Source organism: Parabacteroides sp. ZJ-118 (genome assembly GCF_011038785.1).
Classification (GTDB): Bacteria; Bacteroidota; Bacteroidia; order Bacteroidales; family Tannerellaceae; genus Parabacteroides.
The window spans coordinates 23,280-43,715 of sequence record NZ_JAAKDT010000029.1; the positions used below are offsets into that span (position 1 = coordinate 23,280).

16 protein-coding genes and 2 pseudogenes are annotated in these 20,436 nt (G+C 50.0%); 5 read left to right on the forward strand and 13 right to left on the reverse strand.

Annotated elements, in window-relative coordinates; translation table 11 throughout:
* Positions 1 to 207 precede the first annotated feature (207 nt).
* The gene (locus G7Y39_RS09075) at positions 208 to 1,479 is read right to left on the reverse strand and encodes a DUF3843 family protein (RefSeq protein WP_165157108.1); all 1,272 of its coding nucleotides are present in this window, start codon (positions 1,477 to 1,479) and stop codon (positions 208 to 210) included.
* A gap of 198 nt (positions 1,480 to 1,677) precedes the next feature.
* Here G7Y39_RS09075 and G7Y39_RS09080 point away from each other — a divergent pair, with 198 nt between their 5' ends.
* The 3 genes from G7Y39_RS09080 to G7Y39_RS09090 all read left to right on the forward strand — a co-directional run bounded on the left by G7Y39_RS09080 (position 1,678) and on the right by G7Y39_RS09090 (position 6,452).
* Complete coding sequence (locus G7Y39_RS09080; RefSeq protein ID WP_165157110.1) at positions 1,678 to 4,473, forward strand: TonB-dependent receptor; 2,796 nt, start codon at positions 1,678 to 1,680, stop codon at positions 4,471 to 4,473.
* 37 nt (positions 4,474 to 4,510) lie between these two features.
* The gene (locus G7Y39_RS09085) at positions 4,511 to 5,878 is read left to right on the forward strand and encodes a hypothetical protein (RefSeq protein ID WP_165157112.1); all 1,368 of its coding nucleotides are present in this window, start codon (positions 4,511 to 4,513) and stop codon (positions 5,876 to 5,878) included.
* 103 nt (positions 5,879 to 5,981) lie between these two features.
* Entirely contained in the window at positions 5,982 to 6,452 is a 471-nt protein-coding gene (locus G7Y39_RS09090; RefSeq protein WP_165157114.1) for a toxin-antitoxin system YwqK family antitoxin, read from the forward strand.
* A gap of 86 nt (positions 6,453 to 6,538) precedes the next feature.
* Here G7Y39_RS09090 and G7Y39_RS09095 read toward each other — a convergent pair whose 3' ends face one another.
* The 10 genes from G7Y39_RS09095 to G7Y39_RS09140 form a co-directional block, all read right to left on the reverse strand.
* Entirely contained in the window at positions 6,539 to 6,973 is a 435-nt protein-coding gene (locus tag G7Y39_RS09095) for an RNA-binding S4 domain-containing protein (protein ID WP_165157116.1), read from the reverse strand.
* Positions 6,974 to 6,994: 21 nt separating this feature from the next.
* Positions 6,995 to 7,558 (reverse strand): aminoacyl-tRNA hydrolase, encoded by a 564-nt coding sequence (gene pth, locus G7Y39_RS09100; protein WP_165157118.1) that lies wholly within the window; start codon positions 7,556 to 7,558, stop codon positions 6,995 to 6,997.
* 86 nt (positions 7,559 to 7,644) lie between these two features.
* The gene (locus tag G7Y39_RS09105) at positions 7,645 to 8,229 is read right to left on the reverse strand and encodes a 50S ribosomal protein L25/general stress protein Ctc (RefSeq protein ID WP_165157120.1); all 585 of its coding nucleotides are present in this window, start codon (positions 8,227 to 8,229) and stop codon (positions 7,645 to 7,647) included.
* A 364-nt stretch (positions 8,230 to 8,593) separates the two neighbouring features.
* The gene (locus tag G7Y39_RS09110; RefSeq protein WP_165157121.1) at positions 8,594 to 9,388 is read right to left on the reverse strand and encodes an SDR family oxidoreductase; all 795 of its coding nucleotides are present in this window, start codon (positions 9,386 to 9,388) and stop codon (positions 8,594 to 8,596) included.
* On the reverse strand, positions 9,388 to 10,611 hold the full coding sequence (locus tag G7Y39_RS09115; RefSeq protein ID WP_165157123.1) for an NADH:flavin oxidoreductase: 1,224 nt from the start codon (positions 10,609 to 10,611) through the stop codon (positions 9,388 to 9,390). The genes G7Y39_RS09110 and G7Y39_RS09115 overlap by 1 nt, the downstream gene beginning before the upstream one ends.
* Before the next feature lie 36 nt (positions 10,612 to 10,647).
* Entirely contained in the window at positions 10,648 to 10,941 is a 294-nt protein-coding gene (locus G7Y39_RS09120; protein ID WP_165157124.1) for a PG0541 family transporter-associated protein, read from the reverse strand.
* An 81-nt stretch (positions 10,942 to 11,022) separates the two neighbouring features.
* Positions 11,023 to 14,142: an efflux RND transporter permease subunit gene (locus G7Y39_RS09125; RefSeq protein WP_165157125.1), complete on the reverse strand. Its 3,120-nt coding sequence runs from the start codon at positions 14,140 to 14,142 to the stop codon at positions 11,023 to 11,025.
* A gap of 8 nt (positions 14,143 to 14,150) precedes the next feature.
* A complete protein-coding gene (locus G7Y39_RS09130) occupies positions 14,151 to 15,176 on the reverse strand; it encodes an efflux RND transporter periplasmic adaptor subunit (RefSeq protein WP_165157127.1) in 1,026 nt (341 codons plus the stop codon).
* 46 nt (positions 15,177 to 15,222) lie between these two features.
* Positions 15,223 to 16,614 (reverse strand): TolC family protein, encoded by a 1,392-nt coding sequence (locus tag G7Y39_RS09135; RefSeq protein WP_165157129.1) that lies wholly within the window; start codon positions 16,612 to 16,614, stop codon positions 15,223 to 15,225.
* A gap of 42 nt (positions 16,615 to 16,656) precedes the next feature.
* Positions 16,657 to 17,259 (reverse strand): TetR/AcrR family transcriptional regulator, encoded by a 603-nt coding sequence (locus tag G7Y39_RS09140; RefSeq protein ID WP_165157131.1) that lies wholly within the window; start codon positions 17,257 to 17,259, stop codon positions 16,657 to 16,659.
* Positions 17,260 to 17,571: 312 nt separating this feature from the next.
* Here G7Y39_RS09140 and G7Y39_RS09145 point away from each other — a divergent pair, with 312 nt between their 5' ends.
* On the forward strand, positions 17,572 to 18,477 hold the full coding sequence (locus G7Y39_RS09145) for an AraC family transcriptional regulator (RefSeq protein ID WP_165157133.1): 906 nt from the start codon (positions 17,572 to 17,574) through the stop codon (positions 18,475 to 18,477).
* Here the strand turns inward: G7Y39_RS09145 and G7Y39_RS09150 are convergent.
* Together G7Y39_RS09150 and G7Y39_RS09155 are read right to left on the reverse strand one after the other, a co-directional pair.
* The gene (locus tag G7Y39_RS09150) at positions 18,472 to 19,008 is read right to left on the reverse strand and encodes an HdeD family acid-resistance protein (protein WP_165157135.1); all 537 of its coding nucleotides are present in this window, start codon (positions 19,006 to 19,008) and stop codon (positions 18,472 to 18,474) included. The two genes, G7Y39_RS09145 and G7Y39_RS09150, sit on opposite strands and share 6 nt — an antisense overlap.
* A gap of 299 nt (positions 19,009 to 19,307) precedes the next feature.
* A pseudogene (locus G7Y39_RS09155) lies at positions 19,308 to 19,625 on the reverse strand (alpha/beta hydrolase); the annotation flags it as partial.
* A 126-nt stretch (positions 19,626 to 19,751) separates the two neighbouring features.
* On the opposite strand from G7Y39_RS09155, the pseudogene G7Y39_RS09160 reads away from it, so the two are divergent.
* A pseudogene (locus G7Y39_RS09160) lies at positions 19,752 to 20,436 on the forward strand (IS4 family transposase); the annotation flags it as partial.

Here is a 20,436-nt window from a genome sequence, read left to right on the forward strand (position 1 = left end):
GGCAAAGTTATTATAAAAATTAAATGCACCAGCGTTTATTATTCATAAAAGTTGGTGCGTTTTGCTAGTAAAGAAAAGAAACATTCGTTAATAGGCGGATTCTTGTATGCCTTTTACGACCCTGCCGCTTGGCTCGTTCCTGTTTTTGAAAGCCGAGCCTTAGGCTAAAGCCTCTGCGGTGGAACATGCGGAATGAAAGCTTCTGTTTTATCTATCGGGATATTCCCGGATGAAATAGCGGGATAGGAATTTCCAATTATCTTGTATGATCGCCTTGCCGCGTTCCGGGCCGGTAAGGCTTTTCGTTTGCGCGTCGGCCAGCATGCCTCGCTTTACCAGCTCAGGCAGGAAGTAAACGCTGCAATGTTTCACGATGAAGAAAGAGAGCGCTTGCTTGGCGGCACGGTCGGCGTCGTAGAAGGGGTTGTTCTCATCCTTGATCAACTCCACGTCGCGGGTAATGACTTGGGCGCCTTCCTCGGGCGTGGCGTAGATCGCCAGTTTCTTGCCTCGCCAGTCCTCGGGGAGATGGAAGTTCTCGGCGGGGATAAGGCCGGAAGTTTCCGTGATAAATGTTTGCGCGTCCTTGGCCTTTTCGAAATAAAGAAGCGGTTTGTCACCGGCAGCTTTGCGGAAAGTTTCGTATTCCTGGCGGTTTTCCTCCAGCATATCGTCGGGCAGGGTGGCTACAGATTCGTCGGCTGTGTTCTGGAATACCGCATGGTCGGGATGTTCGGCGGGCAATATCTTTGCCAGCCATTGCGGGGAGGTCAGACCTAGCAGGGAGGTCTTGCTGGTGTAGGCCATCATGCCGTGGCTGTTGACGAGCAGGTTGTTGAGTTGCTCTCGGTTGAGATCGGGCTGCTCTTTCCAGCGGTCGTGGGCGAAGTCGCTCAGTTCCCGGGCCGACTCGGGCAGGATATAAGAATCGTAATGAAACCATTGCAACAGGCGGTCGTAGTCCTCTTGCCGCTCGTAGCGGGTATCAAGGGCAAAAAGCTGGGCCATGCGGGTATTCTCCGGCGCCGTAGTCCATTCTTTGCAGAACAGGTCATAGATAAGCATGCCGGTGGACTCGTTGGCAGGGTTGTCCGGATTGACAAACGTACCTTTACGGTAGCCGTGATACTGCTGGGTATAGTGCCAAAGGAGGAAGCGCACGTCCTCGAGGTTCACCTCGTCGTCGTAATAATAATCGTCCGGGGTGTAGAAGGGGAGGTATTTGCCGTATAGCTCCTTGTGCGTAAGGATGAAGGTGCGCCAAATTCCCATGCCGGAGATCACGTCCTCGAAGTAGGCGGCCATGCGGATACAGATCTGCTTTGTCTCCTCGCTCTCGAAGGAGTTTACCAACTCGGTCTTCTCCAGGATGTCGTAAATACGGTTCGCTATTCCCGTATAATAGGAATCCACGGGAGTGCTTTGTTTATAGGGATGCAACTGCAACCAGTCTTTCGGGAAAATTTTTATGTTCTTCATATTATTGATATGTCTTTATGAATTTCGGAGTGCAAATGTAATAAAAATACGTCAGGCTATGTCAAACGATAAGGAAAAGTCGCCGTCTTGAAAATGTAACACTTGTTGTCTTCATTGTTATCGGATCTAAACATCTTTGAAATATCGCCCCTGTACTTTCGCGTCGAAATCAAAGATGAAACAATAAGTAGTAAGATAATGGGAAAAAGTGTAAGAGGCAAAAGATTGAGAAAGTTAGGGCTTTTCTGGATGGGAGTTTTCTTGTCATTCTCTCTGTGGGCACAGACTGGGGTTATCTGCGGTACGGTTACGGACGCTAAGATGAAAGAGCCGCTGATCGGCGCCTCGGTCGTGATCGAGGGGACTACGACTGGCGCCATCACGGATATAGACGGTAATTTCCGTATCGAGAACGTGAAGCCGGGTACCTATACGGTGGCCGCATCTTACGTGTCGTATCAAACACAAACGGTAAAGGATGTACCGGTGGTCGCACGTCAAGAGGCGGTGTTGAATATCGAGCTTTCAGATGCCGATCTTCAGTTACAGAATGTCGTGGTGGTTGCCCAACGAAAACTGGGTACCGAGATGGCCGTGCTGAACACGGTGCGTAAGAGCCTTCCGGTGGTGAACGGTATCTCCGCACAGCAAATCGGCAAGACACAAGATAGCGACGCCGCCGAGGTGCTTCGCCGTATTCCGGGCATCACGATCGTGGACGAGCGTTTTATCGTGGTCCGAGGGCTTGCGCAACGCTATAATAATGTGTGGCTGAACAATGCCACGACTCCTTCCAGCGAGACGGACAGTCGTGCCTTCTCATTTGATGTGCTTCCCTCTTCCCTGATCGATAATATGATGATCTATAAAAGCCCATCGGCGGAATTGCCGGCGGATTTCTCCGGAGGTTTCGTGCGGGTGCTGACAAAGAATATCCCCGAGGGGAATACGTTCAATGTCTCCTATCAAATCGGTTTTAATACGAACTCCGCTTTCCGGGACTTCCAACTGACGAAAGGTTCCGCCTTGGATTATCTGGGCTTTGGCGCTGGCTCCAGGATGTTGCCCTCGAACGCCCCATCTCATTTGAACGATGTATCGGCGGCGGATGCGGTGGCGTTTACGAAGCGGGTGAATACGGGGTGGAACGTGCGTCATTTCACGGCGATGCCGGAACAGAAGCTGACGTTCACGATGAATCGTACCTTTGACATCGGTGACATGAAGATCGGTAATATCACCAGCGTGAACTATAGCACGGGCTATGATTATTACGAGATGAAAAACAACAATTACCTCTCGTACGATATGGCCAAGGATCAATCCTCGTACCGTTACCGCTACTATGATGTACAATACAAGAATACGACAAAATTAGGAGCCTTGTTCAACTGGTCGCTGATGAAGGGAACGAACAAATACGAGTTCCGGAATTTCTTCAACCAGCGTGGGACCTCTTCCCTATCGCAACGGGAGGGAACGGATTTCTACTCCGACCAGAATATCCAGAAATGGGAATCCCTTTATACCGGACGCACCACCTATTCCGGCCAGCTGAGCGGAGATCATAAATTGAGAGAAGATATGAATAAATTGGATTGGACGCTGGGCTATGCCTTCGCCGCATACAAGGAACCGGATCGCAAGGTGGTAAAATCCTTGGCGGGCGCGACAGATGGCGACTCTCGTTATTACGTGTCCGACCCGACTCGTTATTATCAGGACCTGAAAGATAACAGCGCTTCCGCCGCCTTGAATTACGAGCATAAGTTCGCCGTCTCGGAAATGTTTGCCCCTGTCTTGAACACGGGTGTATATGGCGAGTTCAAGAAACGGAATTTCGATGCCCGTCGTTTTGTCTATAACATGCTGGGAAGCGGTTATGACCGTTTCGCCGAATGGGACTATAGCTCGGTCTTCTCGGACGCGAATATATCGACCGATCGTATCTATATGAAAGAGAGTACGAACAAGAGCGACTCTTATACTTCCGATAACCTGCTGGGTGCCGCTTACGTAGCCGCTAAGCTGAACTGGGGGGAGAAACTGAACGCAAATGTGGGGGTACGTATGGAGTACTATCAATTGAAGTTAGACGGTTATGAGTCGGACGGTATAAAACCGGTGCATCTGGATCAGAATTCTACGGATTTCTTTCCTTCCGTCAACATCGCCTATCATTTGAATGAGAAGCACCAAGTACGCTTGGCTTATGGACGTTCCGTGAATAGGGCGGAGTTCCGGGAGATCGTACCTTATGTGTATTATGATTTCGCCTTGGATGCGAATATCACGGGTAACGTAAACTTGAAGAACGCTTCCGCGAATAATGTGGACCTGCGCTACGAGTTTTACCCGACTCCGGGAGAGACGGTGACGATCGGCGGTTTCTACAAACGGTTCGATAATCCGATCGAGCAAACCTATATGGAAGCGGGTTCCGGATTGCAGTACACGTATCATAACGCCGATCATGCGAACGCTTTCGGCGTGGAGCTGGATATCAAGAAGAATCTGGACTTTATCGGTCTGAAAGGCCTGAGCTTCGTGTTCAACGGGGCTTATATTCATAGCAAGGTGTATTTCGCCGAAGGTTCTTTCGAGCGGGATCGTGCGATGCAAGGGCAATCCCCTTACCTGATCAATACGGGTTTATTCTATCAGAACGACAACGCCGGTATTTCGGCCTCAGTCCTGTATAACCGGATCGGCAAACGTATCGAGACGGTAGGCGTACCGAAGCAAAACCCGAATGATGATATTCCCGATATTTATGAGATGCCCCGTAACGCCTTGGATTTGAGCTTTTCGAAGAAGATCGGTAAATATGTGGAGATCAAGGGAGGCGTAAAAGATCTGTTAAACTCAAAAATAGAATATAAGCAATTCCTGGAATTAACGGAGGCTTCCGGTGAGAAACGGGAGGTAGAGCAACTGATCCGGAGCTATCGTCCGGGCATGACCGTGAATCTGGGTGTAGCCGTGAAGTTTTAAATTTGAATTCACTCATATAAACTAAATTCGTTTACTTATGAACAAGTTTTTATTAAAAGGTGTGGCCGCCGCTTTCTGTATGGCCACGATGTTTGGAACAACCGCTTGTGGCGACGACGATGATCCTGTAATTGTAAATCCGCCTGTAGTAGAGGAGGAAACTCAAGATGTTATATTGGAGGGTGAGATTACCTCGGATATGACCTTGAAGGCTGCTGATAACAACCTGTTGAGAGGTTTCGTATATGTGACGGACGGCGCGACCTTGACGATCGAACCGGGAACGGTAATCAAAGGGGAGAAATCATCTAAAGGCTCCTTGATCATTGAGCGTGGCGGAAAGATCATCGCCGAGGGTACGGCAGAGAAACCGATCGTGTTCACTTCCGATCAACCGAAATCGTCTCGTACCTATGGTGATTGGGGAGGCTTGGTGCTTTGTGGTAAGTCTATCGTGAATAATACAGCCGGTGAGGCTCAGATAGAGGGCGGACCTCGCTCTTTTTATGGCGGCAAGGACCCGGAGGACAACTCCGGTATCGTGAAATATGTCCGTATCGAGTTCGCCGGTTATCCATTGGAGCCGAACAAGGAGATCAACGGCTTGACTTTCGGTGGCGTTGGCCGCGGTACCACAATCGAATATGTCCAGGTGTCTTTCTGTGGCGACGACTCGTTCGAGTGGTTTGGCGGTACGGTAAACGCAAAACACTTGATCGCTTACAAAGGCTGGGATGATGAGTTTGACACGGACTATGGGTTCCAAGGTAAATTGCAGTTCTTGTTAGGCGTTCGCGACCCGAAGCACGCTGACACGTCCAAGTCTAATGGCTTTGAGTCTGATAACGACGCTGATGGCTCCAATAATACGCCACTTACTACTCCGGTCTTCTCCAACGTGACCTTGATCGGTCCGTTCTATGGTGAATCAGCCGGTAAAGCGGAGAATGATATCTTCTATGTCACGGAAGACGCGGCCAATGGCGCCAAGGGCGGATCCTTCCAAGCCGCTATGCACATCCGTCGGAACTCTTCCCTGAATGTGTATAACTCGATCTTCACGGGCTGGCCATACGGTTTGTACCTGCAAAAAGCAAACGCGGGCGCGGTCGTTAAGAACGTGATCTTCGCCGGTATGTGGAAGGATTTCAAGGATGAGGCCAGCCAAGCTTACTTTCAGACGGCGGACTTGAGCAACCTTACTTACGCTTCCGGCAATGATATCATCGCTAAAGACGGCGATTATACATCGATCGTAGCGGATAAGGTTGACGGGGCGAGTTTCTCCGACGCGGCTTTGAACGATGCTTTCTTCGAGAAGGTATCTTATAAGGGCGCTTTTGATGGCAAGAATGACTGGGCCGCCGGCTGGGCTAACTACGATCCGAATAACACTGAATATTAATTTAGCTTGACTTTGAATAGGTTGTAGATTCGTTTGGGACACTGAGGTATCTGGAAAGATCCCTCGGTGTCTTTTCGCGTATAATTTAGATAAAGAATGTATCATGAATAAAAAGCTGTTGTTATTATCCGCGTTTATGGCGGGAGCCTCATGGACCGTGCGAGCGCAAGACTTGGTTTTAAGTGAAGGGCAGTATTATACCGATGACACACAAACCACTCCGTATACGGGTCGTTATACGGAATTTTACGACGATGGTATGCTTAAGATGGAGCTATATCTGAAAGATGGCCGTCCGGAGGGAACGTACGTGATTTATTATCCAAGTGGCAAGATCGCCGAGGTGCGTTCCTATTATCATGGGATCTTTCACGGAGAATGGCGTACGTATAACGAGAACGGGCAGTTGGTCGGCTTGGCTTCCTATAAGGATGGGCATAAGGACGGCCCTTGGCGTATCTGGAGCGATAAGGGGAGATTGCTGTATGAGATGTTCTACGCGAAGGGGAAGAAATCCGGTGTTTGGCGTAGCTGGGATGAGGAGGGTAATCTGCTTTCCGAGGAGAAACAATAGGGGGGATAACGGCTGTTTACATACTGTTGTGACGCCGTTTACCGCTCTGGTGGTAAATGGCGTCGCGCCAGTATGTAGACGCGTTCTTATTCCTCTTCCTCTTCTTCTCCAAAGTCGAACTCGAAATCGAACCCGTCATCCATGTGCTCCGGCCCGGTGAATTGCTCCAGCTCGCGACGGTCTTTCTTGGTAGGACGTCCGAGACCTTTCGTGCGATTCACGAAACCGGAGATGCGGTTCATCTCCAGTATCTCATACTGATCCGGGGGAGTCACGTTCTCCATATAATTCGGGACGAGCTTCGCGCCCACACGATTCTCGATCAACCCGATTACCTTAAACGAGAAGGTGATCGGCGGCTTGCGCACTTGTATCACGTCGCCAACCTTGATCATGCGGGAAGGCTTGATCGTCACTCCACCTATCATGATACGCCCCTTCTTGCAAGCTTCCGCGGCTATCGTGCGGGTCTTGAAGATACGGGTCGCCCACATCCATTTATCGATTCGTACCTCGTTCATGTTTGTATCCTCAGTCTCTTTTTATTTGTTATTAAATTGATTCATCGTGATTTGAATGCCGGCGAGGCAGAAGCTTTTGATGATCTCTGTCGCACGATCCAATATCTCCGGCATCAGTCGCGACTCCTCCGGGGGGAATTTCCCAAGCACGTAATCGATCTGTCCTCCCCGCGGGAAATCGCTACCTATGCCGAAACGAAGGCGGGAATATTCCTGCGTATTCAATAATTGGGCGATGTTCTTCAACCCGTTATGCCCGGCGTCGCTACCTTTTGGCCTCAGTCGTAAGGTCCCGAATGGCAGTGCCAGATCATCTACGACGATCAATAGATTTTCCACGGGAATGTTCTCTTTCTGCAACCAGTACCGGACGGCGTTGCCGCTGAGGTTCATAAAGGTATTCGGTTTTAGTACGATCAGGTCGCGGTTTTTCACCCGTACGCGCGCGATTGCCCCGTATCGTTCCTCCGTGAAATTGCCTCCTACGCGCTCTACCAAATGGTTGACAACCCGGAAACCTATATTATGGCGGGTTCCCCAATATTCGGAACCGATATTGCCAAGTCCTGTTATTAAATATTTCATGATCCTCGAATCTATAAAAGAAAGGGGAAGAACATTCGATGAATATCCTCCCCTTCATGTATCGCAGTAATGTTTTTTACCTCGGATTATCCTTTGGCCTGAGCTCCGCGAGCGGCACGGGTCAATTGAACGGCGCAAACGACAGCGTTCTTGGCGTTCATCAACTCAAGGCCCTCGAAGTGCAAAGCCCCTACCTGCATGGTCTTACCTAAACCAAGGTGGTCTACATTAATTGTCAACTTTTCAGGGATTTGATCGTACACGGCTTTCACTTTCAGTTTCCTCATTTGAAGGGATAACTTACCGCCGGCCTTGACACCTTCCGCGTGACCTTCCAGGACAACCGGGACTTCCATCACCACGGCTTTCTCCTTGGATACTTCCAGGAAGTCCATGTGGAGGATCTCGTCGGTTACGGGTTGGAATTGCAAGTCCTTAACGATCGCCATCGTCTTGTTGCCGTCAATGCTTAACTCAACAACGAAAATCTCGGGAGTGTAGACCAACTTGCGAACGGCCTCTTTCGTGACCGAGAAGTGAGTCACTTTTTCGCCACCGTATAACACGGCGGGAATCTCATGGTTCTTACGCATCGCCTTCAAGGCTCTTTTCTGATCGGCCGAACGAGCGGCGATCTCTCTTCCTTTTCCTTCTAACTCAAATGTCTTCATTTTCTTGTTTTTTTGTGTTACTCAAAATTAGTTGTTTCGCTTCCTAATTTCCCATCACACGGTGCGGGGCTAAAAAGCGGTGCAAATATACGATTTTTGTTTTACGCGACAACTATTTCGTGTTTTAATTTGCGAACGCGCCTTGATGTTATCCGATTCATGATCGGGATAACGTTTATCCGGATTTTTATTTACGCGTTCGCGTATGGGTTAACGATAAATCGAATTTACGTTATCCCTTTGGTTTTAGGGATACTAAAAATTGGAATAAATGATAACCGATTGGCGATCGGGTTAACAAATATTCCCCGGGAAAGCGAGGAGAAGCTCTTGTCGGCTCAACTTTCGCGCTCCGTGTCTTAACTCAGGACCGGTCTAGCTTCACCATTCCCGCGGTTCGCATGATCCAGCGGACAAGGCCGTGGGGGAGGAGCATCACCAGGGGCGTGGCTATTTTGTTAAAGAGACCCGGCAGTAGGGAAGCCCGTTGGCGAAACAGGGCATTAATCCCTTTTTCAGCTAGTTTCTCCGGGCGCGTCATGATACCCAGGCGGATCGCTAAAGTCCTTAAGTCGTCGCTTAGCTGATACAAGTTCGTGGCGACGGCGCCGGGGCAAAGTACGGTTACGCTGACCCCATAATCCAATAACTCTGAGCGCAAGCCTCGGGAGAAGCTTTTCAGGTATCGCTTGGTGGAAGCGTACAGCGCGATTCCCGGATAAGGCAGCCAACAAGATAGGGATGACATATTGAGGATATATCCATGGCGCCGTCTCTTCATCTCCTGCCCGAAATAATAGCAGAGCTGGGTGGGAGTGGTCACGTGGAGGTAAAGCATTTTCCCGACGATGTCGGCCTTGGCTTGCAAGGTCTCGCTGAAAAAGAACATGCCGGCGTTATTGATCAACACCTCTACGGGGATGTTTTTCTCCTGGCAAGTATCGTATAGTTCCTTGGCCGCCCCGGGGATCGCCAGATTGCGATAAAGCGGCAAGACCTCTACGCCATATCTCTCGGAGAGAGAGACTCCTTTCTCCCGGATCGCCTGCTCCTCGTTGCTGACGATCACCAACGCGTAGCCTCGTGAGGCTAGTTCCCCGGCGTACGCGAGACCTATCCCGGAACTGGCCCCTGTGACTAAAGCCCATTTCTTTTCCATCACTTGTATTCGAGTCGTTTGATTTCACGTACGATACATTCCGGAAGGCCTCTCACCTTCTTATGGCAGGCCATGTCCTCGCTATACATACGGGCGATGCAATAGTTGCTGTGCCCGCAATCGCAACGGGCGTGCTCGTCTTCTTTCATGCGGTTGACGAAACCCGGCTCGTTCACCAGGGCACGGGCCATGGCCACGAACTCGAATCCATCGTTCAGTACCTCCTCGATCTTGTCTCTGCTGACCAATCCCCCCACGTAGACAAGAGGGAGACGCAAGGCCTCGCGGAATTTCAACGCGTCTTCGAGGAAGTAAGCTTCCTTGAACGGTTCCGCGGGGATCATGTATTTACCCACCGCGCGGATCCCGATCGGCAGATAACCCCTGGGCATATAATACGCCATCGTACGGATCGGCATTTCTCCCCGCATTACATACATGGGGGCGCGGCTCACGAATCCGCCGCTCAATACCAAGGCATGCGCCCCGCATTGGTCTTGGAGCGTACGGGCGATCTCCAGGCATTCGTCTATTTCAAGTCCTCCCTTGAATCCGTCCCGCATATTGGTCTTCACGGTCACGGCCATGTCGGAACCGGCTGCCTTCATCACCTCCTCCATACACATTCTCATGAAGCGCGTGCGGTTCTCAAGGCTTCCTCCATATTCGTCTTTCCGGTGGTTGGTGTACGGGGAAAGGAACTGGCTGATCAGATAACCATGCCCGGCATGGATCTCGACGGCGTCCATGCCGGCCTCGCGCGCCAATCGCACGGCCTCGCCGTAGGCACGGGCCATGGAGGTGATCTCGGATGGTCTCATGCCTCGTACGATCGTGGGAGAGTAGAGGTTGAAACCGCCGGACGCCGAGATAGGCGTGCATCCGCAAATCCGTTTATGCGACATGTTACCGCAATGGCCTAACTGGATGGAAGCGGCGGCTCCCTCTTTGTGGATGGCGTCGGTGAGCTTGCGGAGGCCGGGGATAATATCCGGGCGTATCCACAGCTGACGCTCGAACGACAGGCCGCTTCGCGTCACGGCGGCATACGCTATGTTCGTCATGCCGATCCCGCCGGCGGCTACGGATGTGTGGTAGTTGAGTAACTGCTCCGAGGGCGCGTTCCCCGGGCACATGCTCTCGAACGCGGCGGCCCGGATCGTGCGGTTCCTGAGTGTCAGCGGACCGATCTTACCGGGCGTGAACAAGATTGATTTGTCCATATCGATAGATGAATAGTGTTGTTTCGAAAAATCGCTTCAGATGGTTCGTTCAATGTTCCAGACGAAGGCCCGGAGCCCTTGCGCTTCCGTCTGCTTGTCGAGGTCGTGCAGGAGCTCCAAGAAATGGTCGGCCTTCTCGTCTTCTACCATCGTGAGGATCGCTGAATTCAAAGTCGGCCAAGCGTGGTTGCCGTAATGCGGATCGCCTGTCTTGCTTCCCCGTCCTTGCACGACATCCCAATAGGTAAAACCCTTGAGGTTGTTACGGTCCATGATACTGAGGATGGTCTCGTAATACGCTTGATTGAAAGATATAAATATCGCTTTCATATAGTTGTTTGGATGAGATCGCGTATCCGCGGGGAGAAGCCTCGCCCCTGGCCTTGGCTTCCCCGCCGTACGCGAAGATGATTAATGATTTCGTAATGCCTTCCTTATTTTCCGACGTCTTCGTTTCACGCCATTGGCGGCGAATACGGCATAGACCGTCGGGACGATAATCAGGGTGATCAGGGTGGATACGGAAAGCCCCCAGGCCACGGTCATACCCATCGAGCGCCACATCTCGGAGCCCTCGCCGGTTCCCACCGCCATCGGGATCATGCCCAATACGGTCGTCAACGTTGTCATCAATACCGGGCGAAGGCGGGATTTCCCGGCAGTCACCACCGACGTGATGATACCCATGCCGCGCTCCCGGCACAAGATCGTATAGTCGATCAGCACGATACCGTTCTTGACCACGATACCCATCAACATGATCACGCCGATCAAGGCCATAACGCCCAGCGGTGTCTGCGTGACCGCCAATCCAAATACGATACCCGTGAAGGCGAACGGGATGGAGAACATGATCACGAACGGGTCTACCAACGACTCGAACTGGGCGGCCATCACGATGAATACCAAGATGATGATCAATACCATCAAGATGCCCAAATCGGTAAATGTGTCCTGCTGATCCTCGAATGTTCCAGCCAGCTGCCAACTCACGTCCGACGGGATGTTCATTTGTCCCAACTCGTTGCGGGCGGCGGCGACCAAGTCGCTCAACGCCGCTCCCTTGCCCGCTACGGCGGTCACGGTGATCACGCGCTCCCGGTCTTTACGCTCGATGGTCGGGGGAGTCATACGTTCCACCACCTTGCCTAGATCACGGATGCGGATGCCTTTGCCCTCATTGTTGTAGATCAGGATATTCTCAAGATCCTCCACGGACTCGCGGAACTCCGGGGCGTAACGTACCTTGATATCATACTCGTCTCCATCCTCCCGATATTTCGAGGCGGTGGAACCATTTACGCGGTTCCGGAGATACATGGAGGCGGTTGTTATGTTCAGCCCGTTGATGGCCAGCTTCTCCCGGTCGAAATCGATCTGGTATTCCGGGATATAATCCTCGCGGCTGATATTTACTTGCGAGCATCCTTTCACGGTTCTCATACGGCGGGCGACCTCATTCGCCACGGCGTCCGTCTGGGTGAAGTCGAAACCGTAGATCTCGATGTTGACCGAGGTCTCTCCACCCATAGAGCCTTCCTGCCCGCCGGCGAGCACCTCGAATTTCTTGATCTCGCTGTATTGGGCCAAGTCCTGCCGCATCAACTCGCAAATCTCGGTAAGGCCTCTCTCGCGGTCGCCCACGCTGGCCAGGTTTATATTGAACTCGATAATATGCGTGCCGTTATTGCTCAGCTGGGCGAAGGTGTTATCCGTATCCGCCGTACCTTCCGTGAAGTTGCTGATCAGGATCTCCGGATATTTCTCGCGGAACTTCTTGTCGATGTCGAGGGCCAGCTCGCGGGTGATATTCTGCCGTGTACCGATCGGCAACTCAATCGTTATACCGATGCGTGCGTTATCTTGCGTCGGGAAAAATTCCGTCTTGATGACCGGGATCAGCATCATACTGCCGGCGAAGATCAGCATAGCGCCCGCGATCACCGTCTTCCGGTTGCGTACGGCCCAGTTCAAGAAGCGTCCGTAACCCCGGTCCAAGGCGTTCAAGCCCTTCTCGATCGGGGTGAAGAACATCCGGTACAATTTCCCCTTCTCCGGTTGCTGGCGTAATAACTGAGAGCAAAGCATCGGGGTCAATGTCAAGGCGCCTGTCGTAGAAACGATCATGATGATACTGACGATCCAGCCCAGCTGCTTGAACAAGATACCTGCCATACCCGTCACCATGGTCAACGGCAAGAACACCGCCAACATCGTGAGGGTGGAGGCGATAACCGAGATAGCCACCTCGTTCGTGGCGTGTACGGCGGCCTGTTTCGGCCGGCTGCCCCGCTCGATATGGGTCGTCACGTTCTCCAATACCACGATAGCGTCGTCCACCACCATGCCGATAGCGATGGAAAGTGAGCTCAACGAGATAATGTTTAACGTATTGCCCGAGGCGAGCAAATAGGCGAAAGAGGCGATCAGGGAGATCGGGATGGTCAAGATAATGATAAACGTAGCCCTCCAACGTCCCAAGAACACGAATACCACCAGCATAACGATGATAAAGGTGATCATGATCGTCTCTTTCAAGCTGTCGATCGTATTCAAGATATTCGTGGACGTATCCATGATTATATCCAGTTTCACGTCGGAAGGTAAACTGGCCTGTATCTCCGGAAGTTCCTGGTGCACCTTCTCGGCGATGTTTACCGAGTTCGCGCCGGATTGTTTCTGGATGACGATCATACCACCTTTCGTACCGTTGTTGAATGTCTCTTGCGTACGCTCCTCGATACTGTCCTCTACACGGGCCACGTCACGCAGATATACGTTCTTCCCGTTTTGGCTGCCGATCACCAGGTCCAGCATCTGCTTGGCGTCCGTGAATTCTCCTTGAACACGCAAGGAGTAGGTGTTCGAGCCGATATCTACGCTACCTCCCGGTGTGTTCCGGTTCTCTTGCGCGATGATGGTGGAGATTCCTTCGATGGTCTGCCCGTAAGCTTCCAGCTTGTACGGGTCGCAATACACTTGCAACTCGCGGATCGGCGTGCCGGAGATAGAGACGGCGCCCACGCCGCTGATACGGGCCAATGGGTTGGATACCTTATCATCCAAGATCTTGTAAAGAGCGTTCGTGCTCTCCTTCGCGGTCACGGAAAGGATCAAGATGGGGATATCATCCGTGCCGAACTTGAAGATGGTCGGATTCTCCACGTCGTCGGGTAGGGAAGACTCCACCATGTCCAGTTTGTCGCGGACATCGTTCGTCGCGACATCGATATCGATGCCATAATTAAATTCCAAGGTCACGATCGAGATATTCTCGCGGGATTGCGACGTGATATGCTTTAAGTCGCTTACGCTGTTCAACACGTTCTCCAGGGGCTTCGAAACATTCATCTCGATATCCGAAGCGCTGGCGCCGGGATAGGCCGTCATCACCATGATGGTGTTCGTCTCTATCTCCGGAAGCAAGTCCACTGATAACCTGCTTAAGGAAAAAAGTCCGAAGATCACGATCGCCACAAATACAAGGGCGGTCGACACGGGCTTTCTTACCGCTGTTCCATATAAACTCATAGCCTGTGTTATTCGTTTTCGATTTCAACTTCCATACCGTTCGTCAGGCGGCTTTGCCCGGTGATGACCACTAGGTCGCCACCCTCCACTCCGGATAAGATCTCATATTTGTCACCTATACGGCGTCCTAGCTCCACCTTTTGGTAGGAGACCTTGCCGTCTTTGCATACATAGATATACCGGTCGCCGGCGCCTGATTGTTTCACGATAGAGCGATCCGGGGCCACCACGTGATCCATATGCCCGAAACTCATCGTCACCCGGGCGAACATACCCGGTCGCACCCGCTCATCCGAGTTGGCGATCTTGATCTCCACGGGGAACGTGCGGGTAGCGGGATCGATCGTCGGGTAGACCAAGTTGACTTTACCCTTGAAAACCTCGTCTCCGTACACATCTAGCCGGATATCTGCCTCATGGCCTTTCTTCACTTTCGTGAAAAGACTCTCGGAGACATTCACCATTAATTTGACCGGACGGATTCCCTCTACCGTATAGATGGGGTCCCCGCCGCTGTACATATCGCCGCTATCGTAGTTGCGGGCGGTTACGACTCCGCTGATCGGGCTTAGCAATTGGGTATTCTCCACCAAGTTCTTATACGTCTCGCGAGCCACTTCCAAGGAAGTCTTTTGGGCGTCCCAAGCGGATTTGGAGGCACCGCCCACCTTATACAACTCATCGATACGTTTAAACTCGATCTCTTGGTTATCCAATTGTATCTTCGCTTGCTTCAAGCTGGTAGCGTCCATCTTGGCCAATAACTGTCCGGCTTTTACATGATCGCCTACCTCGGCGAAGATTTTCTCGATACGGAACGGTGCTTGGGGAGCGATATGATTCTTGATATTCGCTTCCACCGTGGCGGTAAATTCACTGAGTTGCTCCACGTCTTGAACAGAGACCGTCTCCACTTTCACCTTTACTTTCTCATCCTGTGTTCCCGCGGCTTCCTCACGCTTGTTACCCGAGCAAGACACCAGCAATGCCAACGTGACTACCGGTATTCCTCTCAACATTTGACTTGTCTTCATATGATTGTTCCTGATTATTAGCTGTTATACTTTCAATTTTTAATTCTCAATTCATCTGTCCGTTACCCAATACCTTCTCCAGATCCGCCTTCGCTACCATATAGTCGTAGATAGATTGGTTGAAGTTCAACCGGGCCTGCGTCAAGGCAAGTTCGGCATCGTTCATCTCCAGCCATGTGCCGGCTCCGGTGTCGTACCGTTTTTGCGATATCCGATATCCCCGTTCCGCTTGCTCGACTCCCTTTTGGGCGGCGTCGAACTTCTTGATACAGGTATTCATGTTATCAATGTACTGCTTCACGGCCAGCTGCAGATTACGCTTGGTGTCGTCCCGCTGCAGGTTCAATTGGTCGATGGAGACTTTTGTCTGCTTCACTTTATAAAATTTACTGCCTCCGGAGAAGATAGGAACCGATAACGTGATACCGATCATCGAATAGGGGTTCCATCTGTAATTCTTGAACTTGAAGTCATTGTTCATCGCGCTCCATTGATATAGGCCGGTCAACGACAAGGTCGGCAGATAATCGAATTTCTGCATGACCAGCGTCTTTTCCAGCTGCTCCGCCTGAAGGTCTAATTGTTTCAAGTCCGTATTCTCGGATAAGGTTGTATCCATGGACAGATAGTCAGCGAAGAGGTTGGACTTGAAATCTGTCAGTTGCCCCTCGCAATCGATATTTAAATCCAGATCCATACCCAATAACGCTTTTAACTGCCATTTGGCCAAAGTAAGGGAGTTCTCTGCCTGCAACAGGTTAGGCTCCGTATTTTTTACCGTCACATCGGCACGTATCAGGTCGTATTCAGCTACGGTCCCCTGTTCGTATTTTCGTTTGATATCCAGATAATTCTCCACGGCATTGTCGTAGCTCTGCTTGAATACCCGGTAAGAGTCGTTTGCCAGAAGGACGGCGTAAAAGCCCTTTTTTACTTGGTTCACCATCGCTATCTTAGAAGAGCGGGCTTGCTCCACCGCCAATTCCACGTCTAGGGCCGAAATGCTCAGGCTTTTCCATAGGGAGGCGTTCACCAGCGGCATGGAAGCGTTGAAGCCCAAGCCCCAGTTATTGCTACGTCCTACCTCGAAACCCTCGTCCATACTCGGCATGTCCGTGCCTTCGGGCATGCCTCCTCCTCCCATGTCTCCCATGTCGAAGTCCATATACATCACCTGTTTCTTCAAGGTACGGTTGTAATCCCCCGTAAAATTGATCTGCGGAAATAGAGAAGCATACGATCCTTTACGTGCGTACTTTTTCTTCTGTATCTCTTTATCGGCAACCTTTACGGTCGGGTTCTCGCTCAAAGCGATCTCTAGCGCTTTCCCAAGATCCAGTTTCAAGGTGTCTTGAGCCAGGACCGGTCTCGCCGCCAGAGAAGGCAATACCATAAATGTGACCAGCATCAATTTTCTACTCATCAATAATCGTTTCATTTAGGATAGATTTTGTCTGTGATTAAACTCATTAAGTGCTCGCTATAAATCATAGGATTGTTTGAGGTCGAATCGGTCTAGGATCTCTCTTCCCTTCTCGGTACTGATTCCTTTTAGGAATGTGAGGAGGATCGTGTTGTATACCTCGGTGATGGAATGCTTGCAGAAGACGTTGGAAGGTCGCAACATCTTCGTCTGCTCTTTCACCAGCAAGGCCATGATCTCGAAGTTGATCCCTGCTTGGAATACGCCCTCTTTAACACCCTGCGTGAATAAGTCCATACACCTCTTACCCATTCTCGCCTTATTCATCTCTATTTTTTGTTGGGCTTTCGGATATTTCTTCAAGTCCTCGTAAAACTTCTCGTTGAACCATCTCGGGTTTTTCATCATCTCCACATAAAAGAGCAGGATTACCTCCAAAGCATTGAAAGACCCTTTTCCCAGTCCAGTCAGATATTGTCCGAGCGATTCGAAATTATGATCGATCCCCTCGATCAGCAAGGTTTCCTTGTCCTCGAACGACTCATAAAGTGTGCGCTTGGAGATGCCGGCCGCTTTCGCTACGTCATCCATACTCACGCTCTTGATGCCATATTGAGAAAAAAGATCGAACGCCGTATCAATAATCTGTTGCTTTATCATATTCGTTTTTTGTTACGTCAAAAGTAGCCGGGATAATCCCCGTGTACAAGTAAAAAGCGATGATTCGTTCGTTAGAATCGACCAATGACCGGATATTTCCGTCGAATCCACTCGCAAAGGTCTGATATATTTAGAAAACCGCAAAGGTTTATACTGTTACGGTATTGGCATGGAATGAAACAGGATATCGTCGAAAATTCTTGTTGCTCGTCCGATTCTAGATGAAAATTGGTTAAAAACGAAATAATGGTCGGCCGTTGGCTTTTTATTTCTATCTTTGTCCGAGGTGATAATAAAAATCAACAGATAAATATGAGAAATTTACCTTTAATTGAAGTCACTGAATTAATCAAAGGAATTGAGTCCAGTGATAGCTTTCAAGATGATCTATCGATAGCGGATCTGAACGGAGAATTGATTAATTACGAGGAGAAAAGGCTGGAGCATTCCACCCCGATGCGTTTAAATGCTTTGTTGATGATCTTGGTACAGGAAGGTACCGCCGATATTTCGGTAGATTATATTCCATATAAGATAGAGAAAAATACGTTTATAACCTTGATGCCGACTCATATTATACAGGTATCGAAAGTGAGCAAAGACTTAAGAGGGCGTTTGTTGATCGTGTCCAGATCTTTTCTGGATGGATATACTGCCCCGGCAAGGAAAAAGAACCCCATGGTGCTTTATATGCAGATCCGCAAGAATCCATGTGCCGCGATGAGTGCCGGGGAGACTGAGCATATCTCCGGTCAATTCTCCATCCTGCGGGAAAAGATGAAGCTACGTACTCATTTTTTCCAGAAGGAGGCGCTTCAGAACGCTTTGATCGGCTTCTTTATCGAGCTGGCTAATATCTTTATGGGTAAGAAGGAGCTGATGACAACGCCTACGCTCTCCCGGAAGGAGGAGCTTTTCGAGCAGTTCCTGCAATTGCTTTTCGAGCATTGCAAGGAGCAGCACGTCGTTACCTTCTATGCCGAGAAATTATTTATTACCCCACAGTATCTTTCGCTTATCTTAAAGGAGCTGACGGGTAAATCGGCGAATAAATGGATTGACGACGCCTTGATCGTCGAGGCTAAGATGCTGTTGAAGGCCCCGCAAGCCACGGTCCAGCAAGTAGCGGATATACTCCACTTCTCCGACCAATCCACTTTTGGCAAGTTTTTCAAGAAGCATATGGGGGTATCACCCATGGAATACCGGAAATCATAATCCGGTATTCTCGATACGCTTGTGGAATTTATACCAGTTGATCAGCTCGCAAGCCCCGTAGAAAATGCTGGCTACGCCGAAGATTACGAATGTATTCGCCGCCGCCCCGAACGGGTAGGCGAGAATCATTACCCCGGTTATCAGGATCAAAGCCGGCATCAGGTAGAACCCCCATGGTACATCGCTCCATCTCCTCGCGGATATCAATGAAACCAATTGCTGTACGCCGGCAATTACCAATAGGGCGCCAAGTATGTACATTAATATGTTCACGAAGAACTCGGGCATGATTACCAACCACGCCCCGAACAGTACGCTTCCCGCCGCCTCGATAGGAAACATAGCTTTCTCCCCGTTCTCGTTTCCCGGTCGGGTGAAATAGCTGAGGATAGCGAATAATCCCGGTAAAATGAATAGTACGCCGATCGTGATAACCAGATAAGTTATGGCTGCTTCCGGCCATAATACCGAAACAAACCCCAATACCATCGCGAATGCGCTACGTAAAACCGTGCCATTAATAGATCTCATATATTTTTATTTTAGTATTTCATCGATTTGATATAATCGTTTGAAGAATAAACACTTGAAGTTGTTTTGAAAAGAGCGAGGTAACGATCCGGGAATCGTGCGAATTTCTGCAGTTTGCGGTAGTAATACCCTCAAATAACTCTTGTACGACAAAGGTATAACATTTTTCTCATATAGAGCTAAGTCTCTCAAAATTTATTTCGCATATACAGAAACACTCCCGATCGATTATTCTTCGGGAGTGTTGTTTTCTTGTTGCAATCTGTCGGATATCTGTAGGAGGTTGACTAACCCGACTTCTATTTCAAGTATTCTCTGAAAAAATCCTCCAGTTTGTCGAACGGAATAATATCCGTCCGGTCATATAAATCCGTATGCACGGCACCAGGAACTATGAGCAGCTGTTTGTTGTCGCCTTTCAGCTTTTTGAAAGCCTCCTCGCCCATGTAGCGAGAATGTGCCTTCTCGCCATGAATCACCAACACGGCGCTGCGGATTTCATCGGCATACGCAAGGATAGGTGCGTTGAGAAATGCGAGATTGGAGGTCTTGTTCCAACCTAAACCGGAGTTGATGGAACGGGGATGATAGCCTCGTTCGGTCTTGTAATAGTCGTAACTCAAGTTTCGGATTTAGTATGATGCCATAAAAATGGTCATGAAAAAGGCTTTGAGAATTTCCGTATATGACGGAAATTTAGTAATTTAGAGGTGTTCAAACAGCTAAATACCATACTCAAAGCCATGAGCAAAATTACAAATATTCCGTCGGAAATCAAGAGTTTTTTCAGTGAAAAGCGCAAAAGTTCAGTTATGGATACATTTTCGAGTCTTCTTTCCTCATTCCATTTTGACAGCCGTTGTCTTGGTGGCAAAAAGAGGGCGAACTGCCAACTGACCAATCTACAGATTTTTCAGATTATCGTGTTGATGCCGTTCTTTGCAATAAAAGGGTTCTCCCATTATCCCGAATCGGTGCTCAACCGCATGTTTGGAGGTAAGAAAGATGTATTCTACTCCTTTATGGCGCAAGACAACATAGACTGGCGCAATCTGATTTACCGCATGGCAGTCAGGCTCATCTCCTGCGTGACTTGCCGTAAGGATTTCAAGAAGAGCCATCTTCCCACTGTCCTCATAGCCGATGACTCGGATCTGCCGAAATCCGGAATGCGCATGGAGGCGATAGGCAAGATTTTCTCTCATGTCCACCAAAAGTGCATCCTCGGATATAAGGCGCTTATGTTGTGCTGGAGCGATGGGCGCACACAGTTTACGCTTGACGTCTCCCTTCATGGCGAAAAAGGGAAAGTCGACGGCAAGGAACAAGGATTGACGGCAGAACAACGTCAAAGACGATATGCACGTCAGCGCGATGCGGAATCTCATGCAGCCAAACGCAAGGAGGAATATTTCATGGGCAAAGGTG